Below are 22,245 nucleotides of genomic sequence, written 5' to 3' on the forward strand. Positions count from 1 at the left end.
TTCATTGTGAACACGTTCACATATTTTTCAAAAAAAATAGGCTTGGGAATCCATTCAGTTACGGTGAACGTACTAATAAACGGAGGTTTTATCGGTAGTTGCGTATTTCCTTACCCTATTTAAACCATGGAAAAAGAGGGGCAATCTGTGACGCGCATCACACATCAAATTATAGTTATTACAAAACTGTGAACGTGACTTTTCACTATATTTAAGGGGTTTTTAGGGTAAATTTGATGCCTTAATGATTTTTCCAAAAATCCAGTAAAAAAAATCCCTCAACAATTTGTTGAGAGATTTGTGAACATTTTATGAAGATTGGTCCTTTTCTTGGTGGAATTTGGATTTAACTGGCTGTCCGCCACTTTCCTCATATTTCATTTTAGCTTGCTTAATTAAATCAAAATCCTGTCCGAGTTCCAGGTCATTGTTATTGATTCCATTCCGTGTTTTCTGTTCGGGGTTTTGCTGTTTTGACCGTTTTTTCAAAACTGTTCTCCTCCTCGTGACCCTTGTAATATCAGGCTGTTCTGCAACTGTTGTATTTGAAGTCTCATTCGGTGCAGCTGCTCCCGCTGCTGCCCATTGGCACTATGGGCCATCGTACAGATGTCCTGATAAGTTGTCTCCAGTTGTTGCAGTGCTTTTGTATAACCATTATCATTATAATGCTCTTGTAGACTGCTCTGCTTATATTGGTCCTCGGCAAAGCGTACAGTATCTTCTACCTGCTGGGTTAATGTATCCATCGAATCACGAGTAGCCATCTAAACAACCCCCTCCTTGGTCTGTCACTTCCCTTGAAGCAGAATGCTTCATTTCTTATTTTGTTCTCCAATCCCTTTACTATAACCAGCGGTAGATAATAATTACTGGCAAAGACGTGAAACAATTACAAATGGATAAGCCTAGTTGTTCGTGTTAAAATGATTCTTATGATTGCGTTGCTGAAATAAAAATACAAGGAGGTTTTTCTGAATGCTTCAGACCAAACCTTTTCCATATGCTTCTGATGATAAGCGTTATCATACATGGAATTACCATCTGCGCCAGCAATTTGGCCATAAGGTGTTTAAAGTGGCTTTAGATGGCGGCTTTGACTGTCCAAACCGTGATGGTACAGTTGCTCATGGCGGCTGTACATTCTGCAGCGCCTCTGGTTCAGGTGATTTTGCGGGAAACCGAGCGGAATCACTTCAAAAGCAGTTCTATGATATTAAAGATAAAATGCATACAAAATGGAAAGATGGCAAATATATGGCCTACTTTCAAGCGTTCACGAATACCCATGCTCCTTTGGAGGTGCTTCGTGAAAAGTATGAGACCGTTCTAAAGCTTGATGGGGTAGTTGGATTATCAATCGCTACCAGACCTGATTGCCTACCGGATGACGTCGTTGAATATTTGGCTGAATTAAACCAGCGAACTTATTTATGGGTTGAATTGGGTTTGCAAACGGTTCATGAGCGCACTGCGCTGCTCATCAATCGGGCCCATGATTTCCAGTGTTATGCCGATGGTGTAAACAAACTGAGAAAGCACGGAATCAGGGTTTGTTCCCATATCATTAATGGTTTGCCGCTTGAAAACTATGACATGATGATGAAAACTGTCCGAGAAGTGGCCAAACTGGATGTTCAAGGAATCAAAATTCACTTGCTTCATTTATTAAAGGGGACGCTAATGGTCAAGCAATACGAAAAGGGCCTGCTCCAATTTCTTTCCCAAGACGATTACGTAAACTTAGTATGCGACCAATTGGAAATTTTACCGCCGGAAATGATTGTTCACCGTATTACGGGCGATGGACCAATTGACTTAATGGTTGGGCCAATGTGGAGTGTTAATAAGTGGGAAGTATTGAATTCGATTGATGCCGAGCTTAAGCGAAGAAACAGTTGGCAAGGCAAGTTTTACAACAAGGAGTCCGCGCTGGTATGAAACTAGACCGAATACTTTCGTATGCCAAGCTTTTGCTTGAAAAAGCGGTTAATCCTGGTGATGTGGTTGTGGATGCTACATTGGGAAACGGCCATGACACCGTTTTTCTGGCCAACCTTGTAGGCAGCACCGGTAAAGTATACGGTTTTGATGTTCAAGAACTTGCCTTAACTGCAGCCAAAGAACGCTTAAATAACCAAGATCTGTTGGACCGGGTTACACTTTTTCACGCTGGTCATGAAAAAGCTGCAGAATTAATACCCGTTGAGCATCATGGGAAAATTACCGGGGCGATTTTTAATTTGGGCTATTTACCGGGCAGTGATAAAAGTATTGTCACCAAACCGGGAACAACTATTGCAGCGGTCCAACAGCTGCATAAAATGCTGGCACCTGAGGGTATCATTGTTCTTGTCTTATATCACGGACATGAAGAAGGGGCTTTCGAGCGGGATGCCTTATTAGATTACTGCAGGCAAATCGACCAAAAATCAGCACATGTATTGCAGTACCAATTTATTAACCAGCAAAATAATCCGCCGTTTATTATTGCTATTGAAAAAAGGTAAAACCAGGCTCGGGCCTGGTTTTTTGTAATTGTTGATATATCGCAAAAATGTGTCGATATCCTCTGATTTTGTGTCGATATAATTGTATTTTGTGTCGATATCATTTCAATTTGTGTTGATATCCACCAAAAATGTGTCAATAACCGTTATCACCCACATATTTATATCTTCATCATTAGTCTAGTCACAAACGCCGGCACGGCTTTTTGCAGAGAGCGATAGGCTAGTCCGTTAAAATAGAAGAAATAACTAATCCAGCCACCAGACTTTATGATTTTTCTGGCTAGCTTGCGGACATCTTTCTGTTTTCGAACCTTTGAATCCGATAAGTAAATCCCTAATAACCCCCGATTAATCAGCTGGTGGAATTTCTTATGTGGCAGAAATTCTGTATGACGGTCAGCCTCAACCATAAAATGAGTTAACCTGTTGAACAAGCTCTCCTGATTACGATAATAAAAGCAAAAATTCAAATCTCCGCCGGCAATATCCTCCTCTTGGTCAATAAAATAATCAAGCAGAATATGGAGGCCTTGTATATATGGGAAATACCCATTACGGATATTATCTGCATCGCTTGCCTTGAAATCGTCTCTTATTGCATAGGATATTAGGCAAAAAATTCCAAGCGTCGAACCAGAGCAGGCTGAAAATTCATACCACTCCATCTCGGGCAGTTGATTCTGATAACGTTGAAACCAATTTTCCAGTCTAGGTACCCGCTCTTCTCGCTTCACATGCTTATGGATTTGCAGGTCACAATAAAAACGGCACAATTCCAAAAGATAATCCCTAATGATATCATAATGCTGGAGTTCCTTTAGAACATTCCGGCATGTTTCTGACAAGTCATTTAAATATCCGTTATCGTCTTGGTCTTCCCGGAGATGATAATAATTTTTCCTGCCAGCATTCACCACTAAAGCATCTGTCATGGATTCGTGGAGTGATGCAAAATCATTTGGATCCAGGGACGTGCTCCTGTCGCAAAGATTATCAAGATAATCACTGATTGTTTGGTAGGCGACAATAAACTTCACAGCTTGACGATAATCCTCGCCCGCGGTCAATGCAAGAATGGCTCCGCCTTCACAATGAAAAGTTTTATGCTCAATACTGGCTAGTGCCTGTTTTCTTAATTCGGGATTGGGAATTTCTTCAGCCCTGCTTCTCCAATAAGCCAACTCTTGATGAACTGCGGGGAGTATTTTGCGGTAGACTCTGGACATTAGAGTTATTGGCTGCACTGAATGTCATCCCCTTCTTTATACGATATAGCCAATCGCTTTCAATTGACTGTTGACAAAATCCTTGGCATATTCAAATACCTCTTCACGCTCAGGTTCATTAAAGATTTCATGATAGCAGCTCGGCCATTCCTTAAATCTTTTTTCCGATAATGGCACATAATTAAACCATTCTTTAACGGTTCGTTTATTGACGATTTTGTCATCTCCGCCCTGCATGACAAGCATCGGCACATCCTGGGTGTCTGGAATATTGACGAAAGCTTGCTTAATGGCCTCTGCCAATTCACGATACCACCTAACTGATACCTTTGTCACATAAAGTGTATCATTTGAATCTGCTTCCCTGACATCTTCATTCCTTGTCGCCATTTGTACAGTCAGGCCGGAATTGAGCCGAAATGATGGAAACACCACATTTAATCCATACGATAGGAAGTTCATAAATTTAGACGGTTTCTGTAAAAGGCCCAGACACGGAGAGGAGAGAATCACTCCGGCAAGGTTTAGCCTTTCCTCCTGCAATAAACGGATCGCAATTAATCCCCCCATACTATGGCCAACTAAGAAAACCGGCAAATCATAGCGATAGGCTGTTTGAATCCAATCCTTTACTTCTATTATGTATTCATCAAAGTATTCTATATGACCGCGGTTTGCCCTTGTCGTCATCCCCTGTCCCGGAAGGTCGGACATGATGACGTGAAAGCCGGATGAACGCCACATTTCAATCAGCCAGCCATAACGTCGATGGTGTTCCATAGCGCCGTGGACAATCACGATAACAGCCTTTGCGGATCCTTCTGCTTCCCACTTCCACATAATTGCTCCCCCTGAAACTTCTCATTTTAAGTATTTTACCATATAACCAAGGGTCAATGATATTTATGGGTTACGTTAAACACACTGTATAATAGTATAATTTTTGAAAAGTGCTTCATTTATTCGTTAAAATAGAAGCATCATCCCAAAGGAGAGAGACTAATGATTTATCCATTTAAAGATAAATATCCTAAAATCGCTGATACCGCATTTATTGCAGATTATACAACTATTACCGGCGATGTTGAAATTGGCGGGGAGTCAAGCGTCTGGTTTAACACGGTGATTCGCGGTGATGTTGCGCCGACGAAAATTGGCAACCGTGTCAATATCCAAGATAATTCCATATTACATCAAAGCCCCAACAACCCGCTAATTTTAGAGGATGAAGTCACAGTCGGACATCAGGTCATTTTACATAGCTGTATCATTCGAAAAAAAGCGTTAATTGGAATGGGCTCGATTATCCTCGACCAGGCAGAAATTGGCGAAGGGGCATTCATCGGCGCTGGCAGTTTAGTGCCCCAAGGTAAAAAAATACCTCCGAACACATTGGCGTTTGGCAAACCTGCCAAAGTAATCAGGGAATTAAATGAGGAAGATATCAAGGACATGGACCGAATTATAAGAGAATATGCAGAAAAGGCTCAGTATTATAAATCACTGCAAAAAAGATAAGAAAAACGGGAATCACACGTTATGTGTAATTCCCGTTTTCTAATCAGCCCTCCGCCTGTTGACGAAGTGCTTCAGCTTTATCGGTCCGTTCCCACGGAACATCAACATCAGTACGGCCAAAATGTCCATATGCCGCTGTTTGCTTGTAGATAGGACGCCGTAAATCCAACATTTTAATAATTCCTGCAGGGCGCAGGTCAAAGTTTTTGCTGACAAGGTCAACTAAAATATCTTCGCTCACTTTGCCGGTTCCGAAAGTATCAACCGAGATGGATACCGGTCTAGCGACACCTATGGCGTAGGCAAGCTGTACCTCACATTTGTCTGCAAGACCTGCGGCAACAATATTTTTTGCCACATAGCGTGCAGCATAGGCAGCCGAACGGTCAACTTTTGTTGGGTCTTTACCGGAAAATGCTCCGCCGCCATGACGGGCGTATCCACCGTAAGTATCAACAATAATTTTACGGCCTGTTAATCCCGCATCCCCTTGTGGGCCGCCGATTACAAAACGACCGGTAGGGTTAATAAAATATTTAGTATTTTCATCGATTAATTCCTTGGGAACAACCGGATTAATAACATATTCTTTTACATTTCGCTGGATCTGCTCTAGCGAGATTTCGGGATGGTGCTGCGTAGAGATAACAATCGTATCGATCCGTACAGGTTGATTATTTTCATCATATTCTACCGTTACTTGAGTTTTGCCGTCTGGTCGAAGATATGGAAGAATATCCTCCTTACGAACTTCTGTCAACTTGCGGGCAAGCTTATGTGCTAAAGAAATTGGCAGTGGCATAAGTTCCTTCGTTTCATTACAGGCAAATCCAAACATTAAACCTTGGTCCCCAGCACCGATTGCTTCAATTTCGTCGTCAGACATTTGGCCTTCGCGTGCTTCAAGCGCTTGGTTGACTCCCATGGCAATATCAGGGGATTGCTCATCAATGGAAGTTAAAACGGCGCAAGTCTCGGAATCAAATCCGTATTTTGCACGATTATAGCCAATTCCTTTAATGGTTTCACGAACAATCTTTGGAATGTCCACGTAGGTGGAAGTGGTGATTTCACCAGCAACAAGCACCAATCCTGTTGTTACGGAAGTTTCCGCAGCAACACGGGCATTCGGATCCTTGGCTAAAATGGCATCTAAAATGGAATCAGAAATCTGGTCACAAATCTTGTCGGGATGACCTTCAGTTACTGATTCAGAAGTAAACAAACGACGCTTTGTTGACATCTGAATTCCTCCTATACTATGAAATAAATGAGGCAATAGTAAAGCTTGCGAACCTCAGAGTTTGATACGGAACTCATTCCCTTTATAGTATGAAATAATTACAGGAATTTTATTAAAAATAAAAAACCCGAAGGCGTTCTCACGTTGTATAAAAACTATTATGTAGACGCAGAAAAAAGAAAAAACCTTCCCATTAGAGGAAAGGTTGAGTGCAATGTTTTGCGCGTGCCTTTCACTCTTATCGTTCAAGGCATATGCCTTGCATCAGGTTTAGCACCTTTGCCCAGAAAACGACCGTACACTCGTGGCATATCGGTATTTTCTTAGTTGCAGGTTGCTGGGTTTCACAGGGCCTGTCCCTCCACCAGCTCGGGATAAGAGAGTATCCGTTCAAGGTTAAATCATAACCTACACAAACAAAGCATGTCAATGGATTTTTTAGCAACTTTTGGTTAAAATCAAACTTTGGTACATGCAAAATCTTAAACCAATTTACGTAAAACACGACCCATTTTCATGACTTTTTACTAAATATAGAATATTGTATAAAATACAACTTAATTTAATTGATTAGTATAGACTAATCAATTAAATGTGTTATACTATTGGATAAGAATATTTAGAGTATAAAAATCTTTAAAAGGTAGGTTTCTTAAATGAATTCTGTTCATACTCCAAATGAATTAAAACTGTTCCTGAATGAATGCAATGCCCAGGTTCAACTATCTGTGCCGCAGCTGGTAGAAAAAATCTTAAGCAGAAATGAAGGATCCTTAACTGCCACAGGTGCTGTTACCGTTTCAACAGGAAAATATACAGGACGTTCCCCACAAGATAAATTTATAGTATCCGAATCGACCACAAAAGACAAAATTGCCTGGGGCGCGTCACTCAATCAGCCAATTTCTGAACAGGTTTTTACAAACTTGTATAATAAGGTTTTGGACTACTTAAAGCAGCAAGATGAGATCTTTGTATTTAAGGGTTTTGCTGGAGCCGATAAAAAGTCACGCCTGCCGATTCAGGTTATCAACGAATTCGCTTGGCATAATTTATTTGCACAGCAATTGTTTATTCGCCCAACCGAAGACGACCTTTTGACCCACGACTCACAATTTACGGTCATTTCCGCACCAAATTTCAAGGCGGACCCTGCTGTGGATGGAACAAATTCAGAAACCTTCATTATTATATCCTTTGAACATCGTGTCGTACTAATTGGCGGGACAGAGTATGCCGGCGAAATGAAAAAATCCATTTTCTCTGTAATGAATTATTTACTCCCGGAGAATAACATTTTCTCCATGCATTGCTCGGCGAACGTAGGTATAGAAGGTGATGTTGCCCTTTTCTTTGGTCTTTCCGGAACAGGAAAAACTACCCTTTCAGCCGACCCTAATCGCAAACTGATCGGCGATGATGAACACGGTTGGTCATCCAATGGTGTGTTTAATATAGAGGGTGGCTGCTATGCAAAATGTATCGGCCTTACCCGTGAAAAGGAACCGCAAATTTTTGATGCCATTCGCTTTGGAACTGTACTTGAAAACGTTGTCATCAATAAAGAGTCACGAATTCCGGATTATGATGACGGTACTTTGACAGAAAATACGCGTGCTGCCTATCCGATTGAAGCCATTGATAATATCATTGTACCTAGTATTGCCGGACATCCGACCACAATTGTGTTCCTGACTGCTGATGCTTTCGGTGTACTTCCTCCCATTGCAAAATTAACAAAAGAGCAGGCAATGTACCACTTTTTAAGCGGTTACACTTCCAAGCTTGCTGGAACTGAGCGTGGTGTGACTTCACCACAGGCTACCTTCTCGACCTGCTTTGGTGCACCATTCCTGCCGCTGCCGGCAACTCGATATGCCAATATGCTTGGTGAAAAGATTCTTGAGCACAACGTTAATGTGTTCCTAGTGAATACAGGCTGGACTGGGGGCGAGTATGGTGTCGGCAACAGGATGAAGCTTTCCTATACAAGAGCAATGGTCCAAGCGGCTCTCGAAGGAGAACTAAATCATGTTGAAACCGTCAAGGACGAAATCTTCGGTTTAAATATCCCGCTCCATATAGCCGGGGTTCCGGATGAAGTGCTGCAGCCAGTGAAGACATGGTCAGATGCTGATGCCTATGACAAGAAGGCAAAAGAACTAGCCGGGAAATTCCGCGAAAACTTTAAGAAGTTTACAAATGTTGCACCAGAAATTACAGCTAAAGGCGGCCCAATTGCCTAATTTATTGAAAAAAGCGATTCAACGTCGAATCGCTTTTTTCATTATTTATTTTGTCTTACTTGGTTTCCTTACTTCTACAGCCTGTGATTCCTGCAGCACACTAAATTGATAGTTTCCACTTCTTTCAAGCGTGAAACCTCCGCCGTACTGAGAAATCTTCTTCCCGTCTGTTGTTGTATAATCTGCTACCTTTTTAAATGGAAACGTAGTGGTCAACGCTGTTTCCCCTTCTATGGTAAATATCTTTAATTCTATTTCTTCCGGAAGATTTTCTCCTTCAACTTCGATAATTTCATGCTCATAGAAACCGGCATATAGGTCCTCAGACGAGACTAATAACGTTGATTTACCAAACGAAATATAGGGTTCTTTAACATAGATGGAGAATTCGCCAACGTTTTTACCTCCAACTGAGAACTGGAGGTTCCAAACGCCAGGGGTACTGAAAGGTTTAAAGGATGTCAACGCATGGGCATCAGAGCCATACAATCCCCCTGAAACAACGGCTTCGGTAAGCTGCTCTTTAACCCCTGTTTGAACATGGACGGCTTCTACAGTTAAGGGGTTATTGGCAAAATCCTTATAATCGCCCCACAGAAAAATCATCATTTTCGCAACAGAACGTTTATCATTAGCTATCCATTCCTCTGGTGCAAGCAAACTAACCTTGTCAGGAATTCCATAATTACTATCTGCGTAGATTGGTTTTCCTTCATTCATTAGAGCAAAATAATTACCTTCTTCAGCTTTTGTTGTCAGAAATCCGCTTATAAGGCTCTTCTCTCCCGAAGCATTTGAAAAATAGAGGATTGGAGCAATTAAGGCAAGAATAAACACCGCCGCCAAAGCGCTAACTCTTTGGAGGCTAAGCCTCCGTTTAGGGCTGGTAGAAACATCTTCACTAATTCGTTTTAGCATTTGTGTTCTCACCTTTGTCGATAGCTCATGCTTTGGAAAATCGCCCATCAATTCTAGCAGTTCTTTATCCGATAAATTGCTCAAAATATTCACCCTCCTTTAACATTTCATTCAATTTTTTTACGGCACGGAAAAATGTCACATTCACCTTATTTTCCGACCAACCGAGAACCTGGCCTGCCTCCTGTGCCGACAGTTCAGAAATCCCCCTTAATAAAATCACGTCCCGATAATTGGGCTTTAGTGCATTGATTGCCTCGTACAAGCTGGCATACTCCAGCTTCTTCAACAAACCATCTTCCGTATGAGGCCTCTGTGGACTTGGTGACTCCTGCCTAAGCTGTCTTTTCAGCTTCTCCCATACTGAATGTTTCCGATAAAGATCTATAGCTGTATTTCTGGCGATCGATATCAGCCATGTCTTCGGGCTTGATTCATGTTTAAACCTGCCCAGCGCACGAAATGCCCGTAAAAACGTCTCTTGGACCAAATCCTCCACATCAGTTGTGCCTGTATAATAAACTAGATAATTGGTAACATCCTTTTCATATTGAATAAACCATGTTTCAATCTGGTGGGCCCGTTCCAATTTTTTTACCCCCTTCCCTATAAACCTTTGGAAAAATTTGAATTCATAAATATGACGGCTTTCAGCTTGATTTATTACACTTTTTTGCAAAAAGAAAAGCAGGTCACGGCTGCCTGCTTTAATTCGTCGAATTTAATGAAATTAATTGATAGGTCAAGGTTGTTGTATTTTTCTCCCACTCGACCCTCTTTATCAAGGCGGTACCACTTGAACTGCTGTCCAATGTTTTTCTTACATCAATCGGAATTTCAATTGGATATAGGCGGTAACCTTCTTTTTGTAGAACAAACAAGTTTTCCTCCACCCGTTTCTCATTTCCTTTTGTGACAATCAGTGTATTTAATTCAAGAGGCATACCCATTAAAATCCGCTCCTCTACAATTTATATTACTATCTTAACATCTTTTACCATGTTTTTTCATCCAATTCGCTAAATCAGTTACGACTTCCCGATTAATTGCGGGGGGGAAATAATGTGTGAAATCGTCAAAATACCAACCCTCCACTGGTTTGTTCAAATTGCGAAGACGCTCCTCCAGTTTGTGGGCATGCTCAACCGAGACATTTTGATCCCTTACCCCATGGATAATCAGCACAGGTGCCTGGAGTTTTTCCAGTTCAAACAGGGGTGTTCGTTCCTGATACCGCTCCGGAAATTTTTCCGGTGTACCACCAATCACCCGCTTCATCATTTTTCTTAAGTCCTCACGTTCAAAGTAAGTCAAACTCATATCACTGACTCCGCCCCAGGTAACGAGTGAAGCGGCATCAGGAAACTGGTTTCCGGTTAACAATGCCATTACCCCGCCGCGGGAAAATCCAAAAATATGTACTTTCTTCACTTGAGGCCATGCTTGCAGCAACAGGTATGCAGAAAAGGCATCTTCTCTGTCTTTTCCGGCAAAATCCTCATTCCCCTCTCCTCCTTGGTTTCCCCGATAATAAGGGGCAAACACGATGAAGCCTTCCTGGGCGAACTGGGCAATCCGCGCTGCCCTGACTTTGCCAACGTTTTTAATTCCGCCCCGTAAATATAAAAAACCATCACACGCTGCTTGATCGCGTGGTTCTGCTAGCATTCCCTTCACTTTTAGACCACCCGAGTAATAGGTGATTTCTTTGAGGAAAACATTTGGATTCGGGGATGGGAACCGTTTAATATTAACTATCTTTCCATTATTTTTGTTCATTGTTATCGATCCTTTTAAGTCTTTAAAAATATTTTGAAACTGGGCATTCACACATTTTTTTCTGCGTCATACGATATCGTAGGCTATTAGCCCAGATAAAGGAGGTTAATTTTAGATGAAGAAATGGTCAAAAATCGGTTTTTCCTTTCTCCTCATCACAATACTTATGTTTTCCCTAATTGCTTGTAATAAAGATACAGGCGGCAAAGAACCGGAGAAACTGGAAAAAGTACGTATTGCCGAAGTCACGAGATCGATTTTCTACGCACCGCAATATGTTGCCTTGACACAGGGCTTTTTTAAGGAAGAAGGCCTTGATGTCACGCTGACAACAACACCTGGCGGCGATAAAACCATGACTGCGCTTATCTCAGGCGGCGCTGACGTTGCATTGGTAGGTTCGGAAACATCGATTTATGTTTATGCCCAAGGAGCCAATGACCCCGTGATTAACTTTGCACAGTTAACCCAAACAGATGGCACCTTCCTTGTTGCAAGAGAGAAGATCGATAATTTCTCATGGGATCAGCTAAAAGGAACGACCTTCCTCGGACAGCGCAAAGGCGGCATGCCGCAAATGGTTGGTGAATTCGTCCTTAAAAAGCACGGCATCGACCCGCATCAGGATTTAAATTTAATCCAAAACATCGATTTTGCGAATATCGCCAATGCCTTTGCCTCAGGGCAAGGCGAGTTTGTCCAGTTATTTGAGCCAACCGCCAGCATTTTCGAAAAAGAAGGAAAAGGTCATATTGTTGCTTCCTTTGGTAAAGAGTCAGGCCTTGTTCCTTACACAACGTTTATGGCGAAAGAAAGCTATATGGAGGATAACAAAGACATTATCGATAAATTCACCAGAGCTGTTTATAAGGCACAGCAATGGGTGGAGACTCACTCAGCTGAAGAAATTGCCAAGGCAGTAGAAGAATTTTTCCCTGATACCGATCCTGAAATTATGTCAACAGTAGTTGAACGCTATAAGAGCCAAGGTTCCTTTGCTACAGACCCAATCCTTGATGAAAAGGAATGGAAAAATCTAAAAGATATCATGAATGAAGCAGGAGAGCTTCCGCAAGATGTTGACTATAAGACATTAGTAAATACTGATTTTGCCGAGAGCGTCATGAAAAAATAAAAGAGAAGGGAGGCCGCCTTTCATGAGCTTCTTGAAAGTTCAAGATATTCATCACACTTATTTTACCAGAGACACTGCTACCACGGCCCTCTCCGATATTTCACTTACAGTTGAGGAGGGGGAGTTTGTTTCCTTCCTCGGCCCTAGCGGCTGTGGGAAAACTACCCTGCTCTCGATTATCGCCAGTTTGATTAAACCCACAGAGGGAACGGTCTTATTGGAAAATAAGCCCGTTTCTACTTCAAAGAATGACATCGGCTACATGCTGCAGCAGGATTATTTATTTCCATGGAAGACGATTGAAGAGAACATTCTATTAGGACTTAAATTATCAAAGCAGCTTAACGAAAAGACAAAGACCAGCGCCTTAAACCTGTTAAAACAAATGGGATTAAATGACAACATTGGAACCCAATTACCTAAACAATTATCAGGCGGCATGCGTCAGCGAGTAGCACTCGTAAGAACACTCACTACCGAACCAAAGCTGCTGATGCTCGATGAGCCCTTTTCAGCACTTGATTATCAAACAAAGCTGAAGCTTGAAGATTTGGTCTCAAATACACTTGAGGAATTTGGAAAAACAGCCATCCTTGTCACCCATGATATTGGTGAGGCAATCGCCATGAGTGACCGCGTTTACCTGCTTTCTTCTCGTCCCGGCAGGATTCATAAAACGTTTGAAATACCGGAAGAATTAAAATCTCTAACCCCTTTTAAAGCTAGAGGTCATGAAGCCTATTCTGATATTTTCCAAACGATATGGAAGGAGCTGGAATCCATTGAACAAACAACCGAATAAGGTAGAACTCCTCCATAAAAATTACATTCGATCACTAAAGGTCGAAAAAAGATGGGTGCGTTTTTATCAGGCCATCATCTTCCTGCTTTTCTTTTCGAGTTGGGAGGTTTTTAGTCGAAATGAGTGGATTGACCCGCTAATCTTTAGCTCTCCGTCAAAAATATGGGACCTATTATTAGACAAGGTTCAAGACGGCTCGTTGTTTACGCATTTAGGAGTAACCTTAACGGAAACCATTTTCGGATTTATTCTTGGTACCTTTCTTGGAGTGTTCTTGGCCGCCATTCTCTGGTGGTCACCGATGATCTCTAAAGTACTTGACCCTTATTTAGTCATATTAAACGCAATGCCGAAAGTAGCATTGGGCCCTGTACTGATTGTGGCACTTAGCCCTGGTTACCCTTCGATTATTGCCATGGGTGCCATTATTTCTGTCATCATCACAACCATTGTAGTGTATACGTCGTTTAAAGAGGTGGACCCCAACTATCTAAAAGTACTTCAGACCTTTGGCGCGACACGGCTGCAATGCTTCAGAGAGGCCATCGTCCCTGCAAGTTTCCCTACGATTATCTCAACCCTAAAGGTTAATGTGGGGCTATCGTGGGTTGGTGTCATAGTTGGGGAATTCCTCGTTTCCTCCAAAGGGCTGGGCTACATGATTATTTATGGTTTCCAGGTGTTTAATTTCACCCTTGTATTCTTATCGCTCTTGGTGATTGCTGTTATCGCGACAATCATGTACCAGCTTGTTGAATTACTGGAGAAGAAGCTTATTAAAGAATAGTGGGCTGCCGCTATTCTTTATGTTTTATATAATGGAGGCATTCCTCGACAACTCGGTCCTTCATGATGAAGCTATAATCGCTGCCAAATCTAAGCTCTAGCAAATCACCTTTTATGAGCTGCGGTCCATTAGTTTCAAAATAGCTTTCTGTATCCTCCAGCTTGTCTACTTTCCCCCAAAAAACTGCTTTTACAAACGGGCCGCTTTTGTCAGAAACCTTATATTCCGCCAGATAGGATAACTCTGAGAACACCGCTCCCGTCTCTTCGTAGGCCTCACGTCTGGCCGCAGCTTCAAGATTTTCTCCACGCTCCACCTTTCCCCCGGGAAACTCAAGCCCTCTTTCTTTATGCTTTGTCAGCACCCAGCAGCTGCCTAATTGAGCAATCACTAAAACATGCTGGGCTCCGATAGTAAAAGCATTTTTAGAAAACGAAAGCTCTACCTTATGTCCGTTATCATCCAAGAATTGTATCATGTAAATCCCTCACAGGAATTGAGTATTTACCTACATTGTAAATGAAAAAGGGAAATCCTGCATGTTTTGGATTCCCCATCATGTCATTACTGTGTCCCAGGCAATATATTCATTGTTTCAATATGATTCTTGGCTTCTTGGTCGCCAAGTTGATAAATCATTTGGTATACTTGTTGGATTTTGTTATCATATTGGTGGTTATCCTTATCATGATGGTATTCAAGAAACGGAATATGCGCTCGCCAAAAACCCTGCCACTCTGTCGAATAATTTTGGTCAAATAATTCCCTAAGCCTTGTAATTTCATCATCATTGGCCTGGATTTTAAAACTCCAGGATGAAGCCGTTTGACTTTGCGAGATTTCGCCAGTACCTGGGTCTATATAATAAGTCTTTTTATTGTCATTCATACTGTCATCCCCTTTTTAAATTTAGAATCCACCAAAAGAAAAAATTTATTCTATCGCAAATTTCGATACATTTTTTAGAAAGTAATACGATATAATAATCATACACTAAAAAGTAACAGATTTTTCAGTTTATTCTGAAAATAGATTTATTTTTTACGTTAATGGGTATGGTGGAAATATAGGCAAAAAACAGGGGAGGTGTTGAAGATGAAACTGGTTGATGAATTGTACGAAATGTATCGGACAAAGCTTACAGGTGATGAAGAAGATATAGATATGCTGGCGTTTGCTTTTTTAGAAGAAATGTCACATGAAGATTTACTGGCTTTAATTCACGATATGGATAAACAGGAACTCTATGATTTAATGGGGCTATACCTCATTGAAAGCCTAAAGGGGAAATTCGCCCAGGAACAGTACGGGCAGCAGCGTGCTTCTTCCTTTCACCCTCGTAACATACACTGATTATACATAACCATGAATTGATCTTTTAGGAAGCTGGCTAAACAGCTTCCTTTTTATTTACATCTAAATGAAAAAGCATGTTACAATATGGGGTAAAAGGGGGAGAAGAAACATTGTATACTGTCTTGGTCGTATCGATTATCATTGTCATTGTGGTTCTGCTTCTTGCTGTGATTACCACATCTAAAGCCTATGGGTTTAAACATACGGTCGATCCATTAGAAAATAATCCTCATCTTGACCCAAATAACGTAAAAGATGAACAAAAACAAACATAAAAAATTCCTATTCAATTTCGAATAGGAATTTTTTGCCTATTAGGCAAATACTTGCTTTAATTCTTCTTTACTGTGTTCAAGCCAGTAACGCATCAACCGCTTGGCACCTTCTAAATCATGAAGTTTGGCTTGACCGCACTGACGTTCATTTGCGGCTGGTATTTCAATAATCTCCACTGCCTCTTTCATTGTATCCTCGAGAAGGTCAATGACTTCTTCCACTGTAGGTTCGCCGCTGACTACCAGATAATATCCTGTTTGGCAGCCCATTGGCGAAATATCAATGATATCAAAGTGATTATACTTCTCGACGTGCTTGCGGATATTGAAGGCAAGCAGATGCTCTAACGTATGAATGGCATCAGGCTTCATCGCCTGTTTGTTCGGCTGGCAAAAACGAATATCATATTTATTCACGATGCCATCACTGCCTACCTTATGGACACCGCAATGTCTCACATAAGGGGCCTTGACCGCATTATGATCCAAATCAAAGCTTTCTACTGAAGGCATAAAGATCACTCCTTTAACAATCTATATCTTATGATACTATAAATTCCGAGGTTTTTCATCAGCTTTATTTTGAAAACACTATGCCAATTTAGACGAAAATCCCTAACTATGGTATCTTGTAAGTAAGCAAATAAAGGAGACATTCTTATGCTAAAGAAATTATTTATTGGAATCATTCGGTTTTATCAGATAGCCATTTCACCGTTAAAACCACCGAGCTGCCGCTTTTACCCAACCTGCTCTCACTACGGTCTTGAGGCGATTCATCGCTTTGGCCCACTGAAAGGCGGATACCTGACGATCAGAAGGATTTTAAGATGTCATCCTTTCCATCCAGGCGGTTTAGATCCAGTCCCAGAGAAATCGGAAAAACGGAAATAAGGTTACTTTTGATATCCGTCAACGACGAGGTCAAGCTTGCCTGTTTTCGGGTCAATCACTAGGCCGTGCACTGGCACTCCCTCAGGCATCAATGGATGATTTCTTATCACTTCTACACTGTGCATGACACTTTCGGTAACAGAATCGAAGCCATGAAGCCACTGCTTTATGTCGACCCCTGAATATGTAAGGGTTCCAAGCGTTTCCTCAGAAATTCCACGTTCAATCATGCTATCGATAACAGGCTCTGCTTTTAATCCACTCATTCCGCAGTCATGGTGAGCAATAACCATTACCTCTTTTGCCTGTAATTGATATACCGCAATTAAAATACTTCTCATAATACTGCCAAATGGGTGTGAAACTAGAGCACCAGCATTTTTGACCAGTTTGGCATCACCATTTGCCAAATTTAACGCCTTTGGCAGCAATTCCAACAGCCTTGTATCCATACAGGTGAGTATGACCATTTTTTTATTGGGGAATTTTGTTGTCTCGTATTTTTCATATTCCCGGTCATCTACGAATTTTTTATTGTATTCCAGAATATCTTTCAACAATGATTGGTTCTCCATCCTATCATACCTTTCTGTTTATCTCATTTTAGAATACACAAACTTCCCAAGGAAAAACAAATTTTATACTTGCGCAAATAAGCATTTTCTTGTTAAGATACATAAGTAAATCGGAATTGTTACGGATTAGATTCGTAATATTTAAAATTTTTTGTTGTTTAAATCGGAATTAATACGATTTATCGAAAAGCGGAAGCGCCTTGACCAAGGGCGCTGAAGCCGGACAAAGGAGTATTGTATGAAGAAATTAATTCAATTATTAGCTTTTATTTTACCTGTTAGTCTCATCTTATCCGCTTGTTCAGGAAATAAGGAAACTACACCGAAAAACAGTAATCAATTAACCATTTATACCACCGTTTACCCGCTTCAATATTTTACCGAAAGAATTGGCGGGAAATATGTAAATGTTAATACCATATATCCTCCAGGTGCTGATGAACATACCTTTGAGCCCTCGCAAAAAGATATGATCAAGCTGGCTGATTCAGACTTATTTTTCTATATTGGCTTAGGACTAGAAGGATTTGTCGAAAAAGCAAAAGCTACGTTAAAAAACGAACAAGTGACGATGGTAGCAACTGCTGAAAATTTGAATCTTCCTAAAGATGATCATGCTCATGAAGAAGACGGCGAAACTCATGAAACTTATAGCGACATAAACCCGCATGTCTGGCTTGATCCCATTTATTCCAAGGAAATGGCAGCAATCATTTTAGAGCAATTAGTGAAAAAAATGCCACAGCACGAGAAAGTATTTAACGAAAATTATCAAAAGCTGGCAGAAGATTTGGATCGGTTAAATGGGCAATTCAAAACAACCCTTTCAAATGCCAAGCATAAGGAAATCATTGTTACCCATGCGGCGTTTGGCTATTGGGAGCATCGTTACGGGATTGAGCAAATCAGCATCTCAGGTCTGTCTACGAGCAATGAACCGACACAAAAAGGACTGGAGAAAATCATTTCATTAGCCGACCGAGAAGGTTTGCATTATATCCTGTTTGAACAAAACGTTCAATCAAAACTTGGGAAAATAGTTCAAAAGGAAATTGGGGCCCGTGCTTTGCCAGTTCATAATCTGGCCATCCTAACTTCTGATAATATGAAGGATAAGGAAACATATTTTTCGTTGATGGAGGAAAATCTTAAAACGCTTGAAACGGCTTTAAACGATTAGAATAATCTTACTGCATAGTAAAGTTTACACTTTCATTCCTGCACATTACTGACATGGCCAACGCCGATTACTCAAAAGCTATATTTGTATTACCACTAATATAAGGAGTGATACGCAATGGCACAGGACGTTTTATGCGAAGTAAACAACTGCACATATTGGGCAATGGGAAATAAATGCAGTGCTGATAGCATCTATGTGGTAAGCCACAAAGGAAAAACGGCTGACTCGAACAAGGAAACAGATTGCAATACATTCGAACCAGGCGATATTTAATATAGTTAGACCCAGGCAGCTAAAAGCTATCTGGGTCTTTTTTAAAAGGTGAAAGTCTTCTTCGCGAGGAGGACCTGCTGAAGACGCTTTTCGTTCAGCTCAAACCCAATTCCTGGCCCTTCCGGCACTGATACAAATCCATGCTTGACCACGACTTCAGGCGAGATGATATCCTGGTCCCAAAACCTGTCTGATGAGGAAATATCGCCAGGGATGGTGAAACCAGGCAGTGAGGCAAGAGCAATATTATGTGCCCTGGAGATGCCGAACTCAATCATCCCGCCGCACCAAACCGGAATTCCCCTATTATAGCAATAGTCGTGAATCCTTTTAGCTTCATAGATTCCGCCAACACGGCCAATTTTGATGTTGATCACTCGGCAGCTGTCGATTTCAATTGCCTTTCGGGCATCTTCAAAAGTCACGATACTCTCATCCAGGCAAATCGGGGTCACCAGTTTCTCTTGTAGTATCGCATGTTCAATCAGATCATCATGGGCCAAGGGCTGTTCAATCATCAACAGGTTAAATTCATCTAATGCTTTAAGCCGCTCAATATCCTTCAATGAATACGCGGAATTGGCATCGGCCATAATGGGCAGCTTGGGATACTGACGCCGAATTTCACTCAGAAGATCATAGTCATGATTAGGGCTGATTTTCACTTTTATTCGCTGATATCCATCCTTGAGATAACCATCAATTTGTCTTAAAGCGTTAGGAATTGTATCGGCTGCCACAACCACTCCTGAAGCGATAGCCTCCTGGGTTCCACCAATTAGCTTGGATAGTGACAGGCCTTGGCGTTTTGCATACAAGTCCCACAGTGCCATTTCCAATCCTGCCTTCGCCATCCTATTCCGTTTTATTGAGCGAAATAAAGCCGCTGCCTCTTCAGGATGCTGAAGTGGATGCTTTTGCAGTAGTGGAATCAAAAAGTCCTCCAGGATATGCAGGCTGGTTTTAACAGTCTCTTCCGTATACCAAGGAGATGAAAAAGCTACGCCCTCCCCAAATCCTGCAACACCGTCTTTGTCAGTAATTTTAATAATAATTCCTTCCCGCTCTCGTACTTCACCCAAATGAGTAATAAACGGGGACTTTAACGGCATGCTGATCACAAACAGCTCAACCCTCGCTATATTCACTATTCTTCCACTTCCTCTTGAACCCACTCCCGGAGAGTTCGGCGCAACAGTTTTTTTGCTGCATTTCTTGGCAATTCATCAACGAAAAAGAATTCTTTTGGTACTTTATACTTCGCTAAACGAGATTGGCAAAATTCCAGGAGGTCGTCTTCTGTTATAACACTGCACTTGTTTCTGCTGACAACAAACGCAACCGGAACCTGACCCCATTCTTTGTGGTCCATTCCGGTTACCCCTGCTTCCTCCACTTCGGGATGACTTAATAGGACCGCTTCAATTTCGGCAGGATAAATATTCTCCCCGCCTGAAATAATTAAATCGGAACGCCTATCCAGTACATACAGGAAGCCCTCTTGATCAAGATATCCAATGTCTCCCGTATAAAGCCAGCCATCTTGAATTTTCTTGATATTAACTTCTGGGCGGAATAAATAACCAGTCGTCACATTAGGACCTTTGACGACAATTTCACCTGCTACTCCCGCTGGAGCCATACTCCGGTCCTCCAGTTCAATTCTTACCTGCGATGAGAATAATGGTTTCCCTGCCGAACCTAACTTTGTCAGACTGTATTCCGGTGACAGTGTAACAATTTGAGAGGATGTCTCCGTCATCCCATACGATTGAAAAACAGGAACCTCTTTTTCAACACACGCCTCCAATAAAGGCAGTGGAGCCGGGCCGCCACCCAATAGCATGCAGCGAAAATAATCAGGAAGCTTTTCAGTGCCCAATGAATCCACAATTCTTGTCAGCATTGTTCCGACCACTGACATAATTGTGACCTGTTTGTCCCGAATATCTTCAAGTGTCTTTTGTAAATCAAATTTTTCATGGAGGACAAGCGGCATTCCATAAATCACACTTCGCATTAAGATGGAAAAACCACTGATGTGGAAAATGGGCACGGAGCATAGCCAACAATCATTTTCCGTGATACCTAGATTTAGGGCCGAGCCGATTGAACTCCACCAGTGGTTGCCGAAAGTCTGAATAACTCCCTTTGGATGCCCAGTTGTTCCTGATGTATACATAATGCTGCAAATTTCTCCAAGATTGATTTCTTCCTGAATATCGGGCTCCACAAAATCACATTTTAGCAGCTCACTTTTTGTAACTGCCGTTAGAAATGGAGCCTGCCTTTTCACTTCTACGAAGGAATCTTCCAAAATCAAAAACTTTGCTTTGGAGTCCTCTATCTGCCAAACTAATTCCGCCGGGGTTAACCGATTATTTAATATAACACTTCTCACACCAAGCAACTGCAGGGCAAACAAAATAATGACCGTATCGAGATGATTTTTCAATAAAACTGCAACAAAGTCGTCTTTTTGCATACCTAACCCCTGCAGCCGCCCCGCTGTCTCAAAAGACCTTTGATATAGTTCCTTAAAGGTCAACACTTCGTTCTGGAAATAGACGGCCGGGCGGTCAGGCGTTAAGAAAGCCCGTTTACTTAATAAATTCGGCATCAATTCTTGATGCATATAGTTCACCTTCTCCATATAGAAACAGCTTGATGGAAGCCATCAAGCTGCTGGTAGAAATTCATAATCAAGGGAAACGCGGGAATTGCCCAAAGTCCGGCTTGCGCTTTTCTTTGAAGGCATCGCGGCCTTCCTTTGCTTCTTCCGTTGTGTAATAAAGTAAAGTTGCGTCCCCAGCCATTTGCTGAAGGCCAGCCAACCCGTCAGTATCGGCATTCATGGCCGCCTTTAAGAAACGAAGGGCAGTAGGACTCTTTTCAAGCATTTCCTCACACCATTTAATCGTTTCCTCTTCAACCTGCTCTAATGGTACAACCGTGTTAACCAAGCCCATATCAAGCGCTTCTTGAGCATTGTATTGACGGCATAAATACCAAATCTCACGAGCCTTTTTATGGCCGACGATTCTAGCGAGGTAACCTGAACCGTAACCAGCATCAAAGCTGCCCACTTTAGGACCTGTTTGTCCAAAAACAGCATTGTCTGCAGCAATCGTTAAATCACAAACAACATGCAATACATGACCGCCGCCAATAGCGTATCCTTTTACCATTGCCACTACTGGCTTAGGAATCACCCGAATCAAGCGCTGCAGGTCAAGTACATTTAAGCGTGGAATTTGGTCCTCGCCAACATATCCACCATGGCCGCGTACTTTTTGGTCACCGCCGGAACAGAACGCTTTATCACCTGCGCCTGTTAAAATAATGACACCAATTTTGGAATCGTCGCGGGCATAGGAAAAAGCGTCGATTAATTCCATTACCGTTCTCGGTGTAAAAGCATTATGTACGTGTGGGCGGTTAATTGTAATTTTCGCCATTCCATTATACGTTTCATATAGGATTTCTTCGTATTTACGTCCAGGAATCCATTCTACTGTCAAA

28 protein-coding genes and 1 riboswitch are annotated in these 22,245 nt (G+C 41.7%); of the genes, 12 read left to right on the forward strand and 16 right to left on the reverse strand.

Features of this window, described 5'->3' with window-relative positions; genetic code table 11:
• Positions 1–309: 309 nt before the first annotated feature.
• Together ACZ43M_RS21800 and ACZ43M_RS21805 are read right to left on the reverse strand one after the other, a co-directional pair.
• On the reverse strand, positions 310–489 hold the full coding sequence (locus ACZ43M_RS21800) for a glycogen biosynthesis protein GlgD (protein ID WP_464504617.1): 180 nt from the start codon (positions 487–489) through the stop codon (positions 310–312).
• Positions 486–767 carry a YtzC family protein gene (locus ACZ43M_RS21805; protein ID WP_464504619.1) on the reverse strand — a complete coding sequence of 94 codons (282 nt, stop codon included), beginning with the start codon at positions 765–767 and terminating at the stop codon, positions 486–488. The genes ACZ43M_RS21800 and ACZ43M_RS21805 overlap by 4 nt, the downstream gene beginning before the upstream one ends.
• Before the next feature lie 211 nt (positions 768–978).
• On the opposite strand from ACZ43M_RS21805, the gene mnmL reads away from it, so the two are divergent.
• Together mnmL and mnmM are read left to right on the forward strand one after the other, a co-directional pair.
• On the forward strand, positions 979–1,941 hold the full coding sequence (gene mnmL, locus ACZ43M_RS21810) for a tRNA modification radical SAM protein MnmL/YtqA (protein ID WP_464504620.1): 963 nt from the start codon (positions 979–981) through the stop codon (positions 1,939–1,941).
• Positions 1,938–2,510, forward strand: a complete 573-nt coding sequence (gene mnmM, locus ACZ43M_RS21815) for a tRNA 5-(aminomethyl)-2-thiouridylate-methyltransferase MnmM (RefSeq protein ID WP_464504622.1) — start codon at positions 1,938–1,940, stop codon at positions 2,508–2,510. The genes mnmL and mnmM overlap by 4 nt, the downstream gene beginning before the upstream one ends.
• Positions 2,511–2,671: 161 nt before the next feature.
• On the opposite strand, the gene ACZ43M_RS21820 is transcribed toward mnmM, so the two are convergent.
• Positions 2,672–3,739: a tetraprenyl-beta-curcumene synthase family protein gene (locus tag ACZ43M_RS21820; protein ID WP_464508086.1), complete on the reverse strand. Its 1,068-nt coding sequence runs from the start codon at positions 3,737–3,739 to the stop codon at positions 2,672–2,674.
• 36 nt (positions 3,740–3,775) lie between these two features.
• On the reverse strand, positions 3,776–4,579 hold the full coding sequence (locus tag ACZ43M_RS21825) for an alpha/beta hydrolase (protein ID WP_464504624.1): 804 nt from the start codon (positions 4,577–4,579) through the stop codon (positions 3,776–3,778).
• Positions 4,580–4,741: 162 nt separating this feature from the next.
• Here ACZ43M_RS21825 and ACZ43M_RS21830 point away from each other — a divergent pair, with 162 nt between their 5' ends.
• A complete protein-coding gene (locus ACZ43M_RS21830; protein ID WP_464504626.1) occupies positions 4,742–5,257 on the forward strand; it encodes a gamma carbonic anhydrase in 516 nt (171 codons plus the stop codon).
• Between the two features lie 43 nt (positions 5,258–5,300).
• Here ACZ43M_RS21830 and metK read toward each other — a convergent pair whose 3' ends face one another.
• On the reverse strand, positions 5,301–6,500 hold the full coding sequence (gene metK / locus ACZ43M_RS21835; RefSeq protein ID WP_464504628.1) for a methionine adenosyltransferase: 1,200 nt from the start codon (positions 6,498–6,500) through the stop codon (positions 5,301–5,303).
• Between the two features lie 235 nt (positions 6,501–6,735).
• A riboswitch (SAM riboswitch) is annotated at positions 6,736–6,881 on the reverse strand.
• Positions 6,882–7,156: 275 nt separating this feature from the next.
• On the opposite strand from metK, the gene pckA reads away from it, so the two are divergent.
• A complete protein-coding gene (gene pckA, locus ACZ43M_RS21840) occupies positions 7,157–8,746 on the forward strand; it encodes a phosphoenolpyruvate carboxykinase (ATP) (protein ID WP_464504629.1) in 1,590 nt (529 codons plus the stop codon).
• Between the two features lie 45 nt (positions 8,747–8,791).
• On the opposite strand, the gene ACZ43M_RS21845 is transcribed toward pckA, so the two are convergent.
• From ACZ43M_RS21845 to ACZ43M_RS21860, 4 genes are all read right to left on the reverse strand, one after another.
• The gene (locus ACZ43M_RS21845; RefSeq protein WP_464504631.1) at positions 8,792–9,748 is read right to left on the reverse strand and encodes a hypothetical protein; all 957 of its coding nucleotides are present in this window, start codon (positions 9,746–9,748) and stop codon (positions 8,792–8,794) included.
• Complete coding sequence (locus tag ACZ43M_RS21850; protein WP_464504632.1) at positions 9,729–10,253, reverse strand: RNA polymerase sigma factor; 525 nt, start codon at positions 10,251–10,253, stop codon at positions 9,729–9,731. The genes ACZ43M_RS21845 and ACZ43M_RS21850 overlap by 20 nt, the downstream gene beginning before the upstream one ends.
• 118 nt (positions 10,254–10,371) lie before the next feature.
• Complete coding sequence (locus tag ACZ43M_RS21855) at positions 10,372–10,614, reverse strand: DUF2584 domain-containing protein (protein ID WP_464504633.1); 243 nt, start codon at positions 10,612–10,614, stop codon at positions 10,372–10,374.
• A gap of 34 nt (positions 10,615–10,648) precedes the next feature.
• Complete coding sequence (locus ACZ43M_RS21860) at positions 10,649–11,443, reverse strand: alpha/beta hydrolase family protein (protein ID WP_464504635.1); 795 nt, start codon at positions 11,441–11,443, stop codon at positions 10,649–10,651.
• Between the two features lie 115 nt (positions 11,444–11,558).
• Here ACZ43M_RS21860 and ACZ43M_RS21865 point away from each other — a divergent pair, with 115 nt between their 5' ends.
• Genes ACZ43M_RS21865 through ACZ43M_RS21875 form a run of 3 tightly spaced genes read left to right on the forward strand, consistent with a single transcriptional unit; the run spans position 11,559 to position 14,167 of the window.
• Complete coding sequence (locus ACZ43M_RS21865; protein ID WP_464504636.1) at positions 11,559–12,578, forward strand: ABC transporter substrate-binding protein; 1,020 nt, start codon at positions 11,559–11,561, stop codon at positions 12,576–12,578.
• 22 nt (positions 12,579–12,600) lie between these two features.
• Complete coding sequence (locus ACZ43M_RS21870) at positions 12,601–13,380, forward strand: ABC transporter ATP-binding protein (RefSeq protein ID WP_464504637.1); 780 nt, start codon at positions 12,601–12,603, stop codon at positions 13,378–13,380.
• Positions 13,361–14,167, forward strand: a complete 807-nt coding sequence (locus ACZ43M_RS21875) for an ABC transporter permease (protein WP_464504638.1) — start codon at positions 13,361–13,363, stop codon at positions 14,165–14,167. The genes ACZ43M_RS21870 and ACZ43M_RS21875 overlap by 20 nt, the downstream gene beginning before the upstream one ends.
• A 10-nt stretch (positions 14,168–14,177) precedes the next feature.
• Here ACZ43M_RS21875 and ytkD read toward each other — a convergent pair whose 3' ends face one another.
• Positions 14,178–14,645, reverse strand: coding sequence for an RNA deprotection pyrophosphohydrolase (ytkD, locus tag ACZ43M_RS21880; protein ID WP_464504639.1), 468 nt, complete (start codon positions 14,643–14,645; stop codon positions 14,178–14,180).
• A gap of 86 nt (positions 14,646–14,731) precedes the next feature.
• Complete coding sequence (locus ACZ43M_RS21885) at positions 14,732–15,055, reverse strand: hydrolase (protein WP_464504640.1); 324 nt, start codon at positions 15,053–15,055, stop codon at positions 14,732–14,734.
• Positions 15,056–15,262: 207 nt separating this feature from the next.
• On the opposite strand from ACZ43M_RS21885, the gene ACZ43M_RS21890 reads away from it, so the two are divergent.
• Both ACZ43M_RS21890 and ytzI read left to right on the forward strand, forming a co-directional pair.
• The gene (locus ACZ43M_RS21890; RefSeq protein WP_464504641.1) at positions 15,263–15,520 is read left to right on the forward strand and encodes a DUF6154 family protein; all 258 of its coding nucleotides are present in this window, start codon (positions 15,263–15,265) and stop codon (positions 15,518–15,520) included.
• A 113-nt stretch (positions 15,521–15,633) separates the two neighbouring features.
• Positions 15,634–15,798, forward strand: a complete 165-nt coding sequence (gene ytzI / locus ACZ43M_RS21895) for a YtzI protein (RefSeq protein WP_464504642.1) — start codon at positions 15,634–15,636, stop codon at positions 15,796–15,798.
• A 39-nt stretch (positions 15,799–15,837) separates the two neighbouring features.
• Here the strand turns inward: ytzI and ACZ43M_RS21900 are convergent, their stop codons facing one another.
• Positions 15,838–16,311 (reverse strand): S-ribosylhomocysteine lyase, encoded by a 474-nt coding sequence (locus ACZ43M_RS21900; protein WP_464504643.1) that lies wholly within the window; start codon positions 16,309–16,311, stop codon positions 15,838–15,840.
• A gap of 147 nt (positions 16,312–16,458) precedes the next feature.
• Here ACZ43M_RS21900 and yidD point away from each other — a divergent pair, with 147 nt between their 5' ends.
• Positions 16,459–16,692: a membrane protein insertion efficiency factor YidD gene (gene yidD / locus ACZ43M_RS21905; RefSeq protein WP_464504644.1), complete on the forward strand. Its 234-nt coding sequence runs from the start codon at positions 16,459–16,461 to the stop codon at positions 16,690–16,692.
• A 2-nt stretch (positions 16,693–16,694) separates the two neighbouring features.
• Here the strand turns inward: yidD and ACZ43M_RS21910 are convergent, their stop codons facing one another.
• On the reverse strand, positions 16,695–17,267 hold the full coding sequence (locus tag ACZ43M_RS21910; RefSeq protein WP_464504645.1) for a beta-class carbonic anhydrase: 573 nt from the start codon (positions 17,265–17,267) through the stop codon (positions 16,695–16,697).
• Positions 17,268–17,505: 238 nt separating this feature from the next.
• On the opposite strand from ACZ43M_RS21910, the gene ACZ43M_RS21915 reads away from it, so the two are divergent.
• A complete protein-coding gene (locus ACZ43M_RS21915) occupies positions 17,506–18,447 on the forward strand; it encodes a metal ABC transporter solute-binding protein, Zn/Mn family (RefSeq protein WP_464504646.1) in 942 nt (313 codons plus the stop codon).
• 117 nt (positions 18,448–18,564) lie between these two features.
• Positions 18,565–18,723: a DUF1540 domain-containing protein gene (locus ACZ43M_RS21920; protein WP_464504648.1), complete on the forward strand. Its 159-nt coding sequence runs from the start codon at positions 18,565–18,567 to the stop codon at positions 18,721–18,723.
• Between the two features lie 41 nt (positions 18,724–18,764).
• Here ACZ43M_RS21920 and menC read toward each other — a convergent pair whose 3' ends face one another.
• The 3 genes from menC to menB all read right to left on the reverse strand — a co-directional run bounded on the left by menC (position 18,765) and on the right by menB (position 22,244).
• A complete protein-coding gene (gene menC / locus ACZ43M_RS21925; RefSeq protein ID WP_464504649.1) occupies positions 18,765–19,871 on the reverse strand; it encodes an o-succinylbenzoate synthase in 1,107 nt (368 codons plus the stop codon).
• Entirely contained in the window at positions 19,871–21,358 is a 1,488-nt protein-coding gene (locus ACZ43M_RS21930; RefSeq protein WP_464504650.1) for an o-succinylbenzoate--CoA ligase, read from the reverse strand. The genes menC and ACZ43M_RS21930 overlap by 1 nt, the downstream gene beginning before the upstream one ends.
• 67 nt (positions 21,359–21,425) lie before the next feature.
• Positions 21,426–22,244, reverse strand: a complete 819-nt coding sequence (gene menB, locus ACZ43M_RS21935) for a 1,4-dihydroxy-2-naphthoyl-CoA synthase (protein ID WP_464504652.1) — start codon at positions 22,242–22,244, stop codon at positions 21,426–21,428.
• Position 22,245: the final 1 nt, after the last annotated feature.

This window comes from Neobacillus sp. B24 (genome assembly GCF_055381825.1).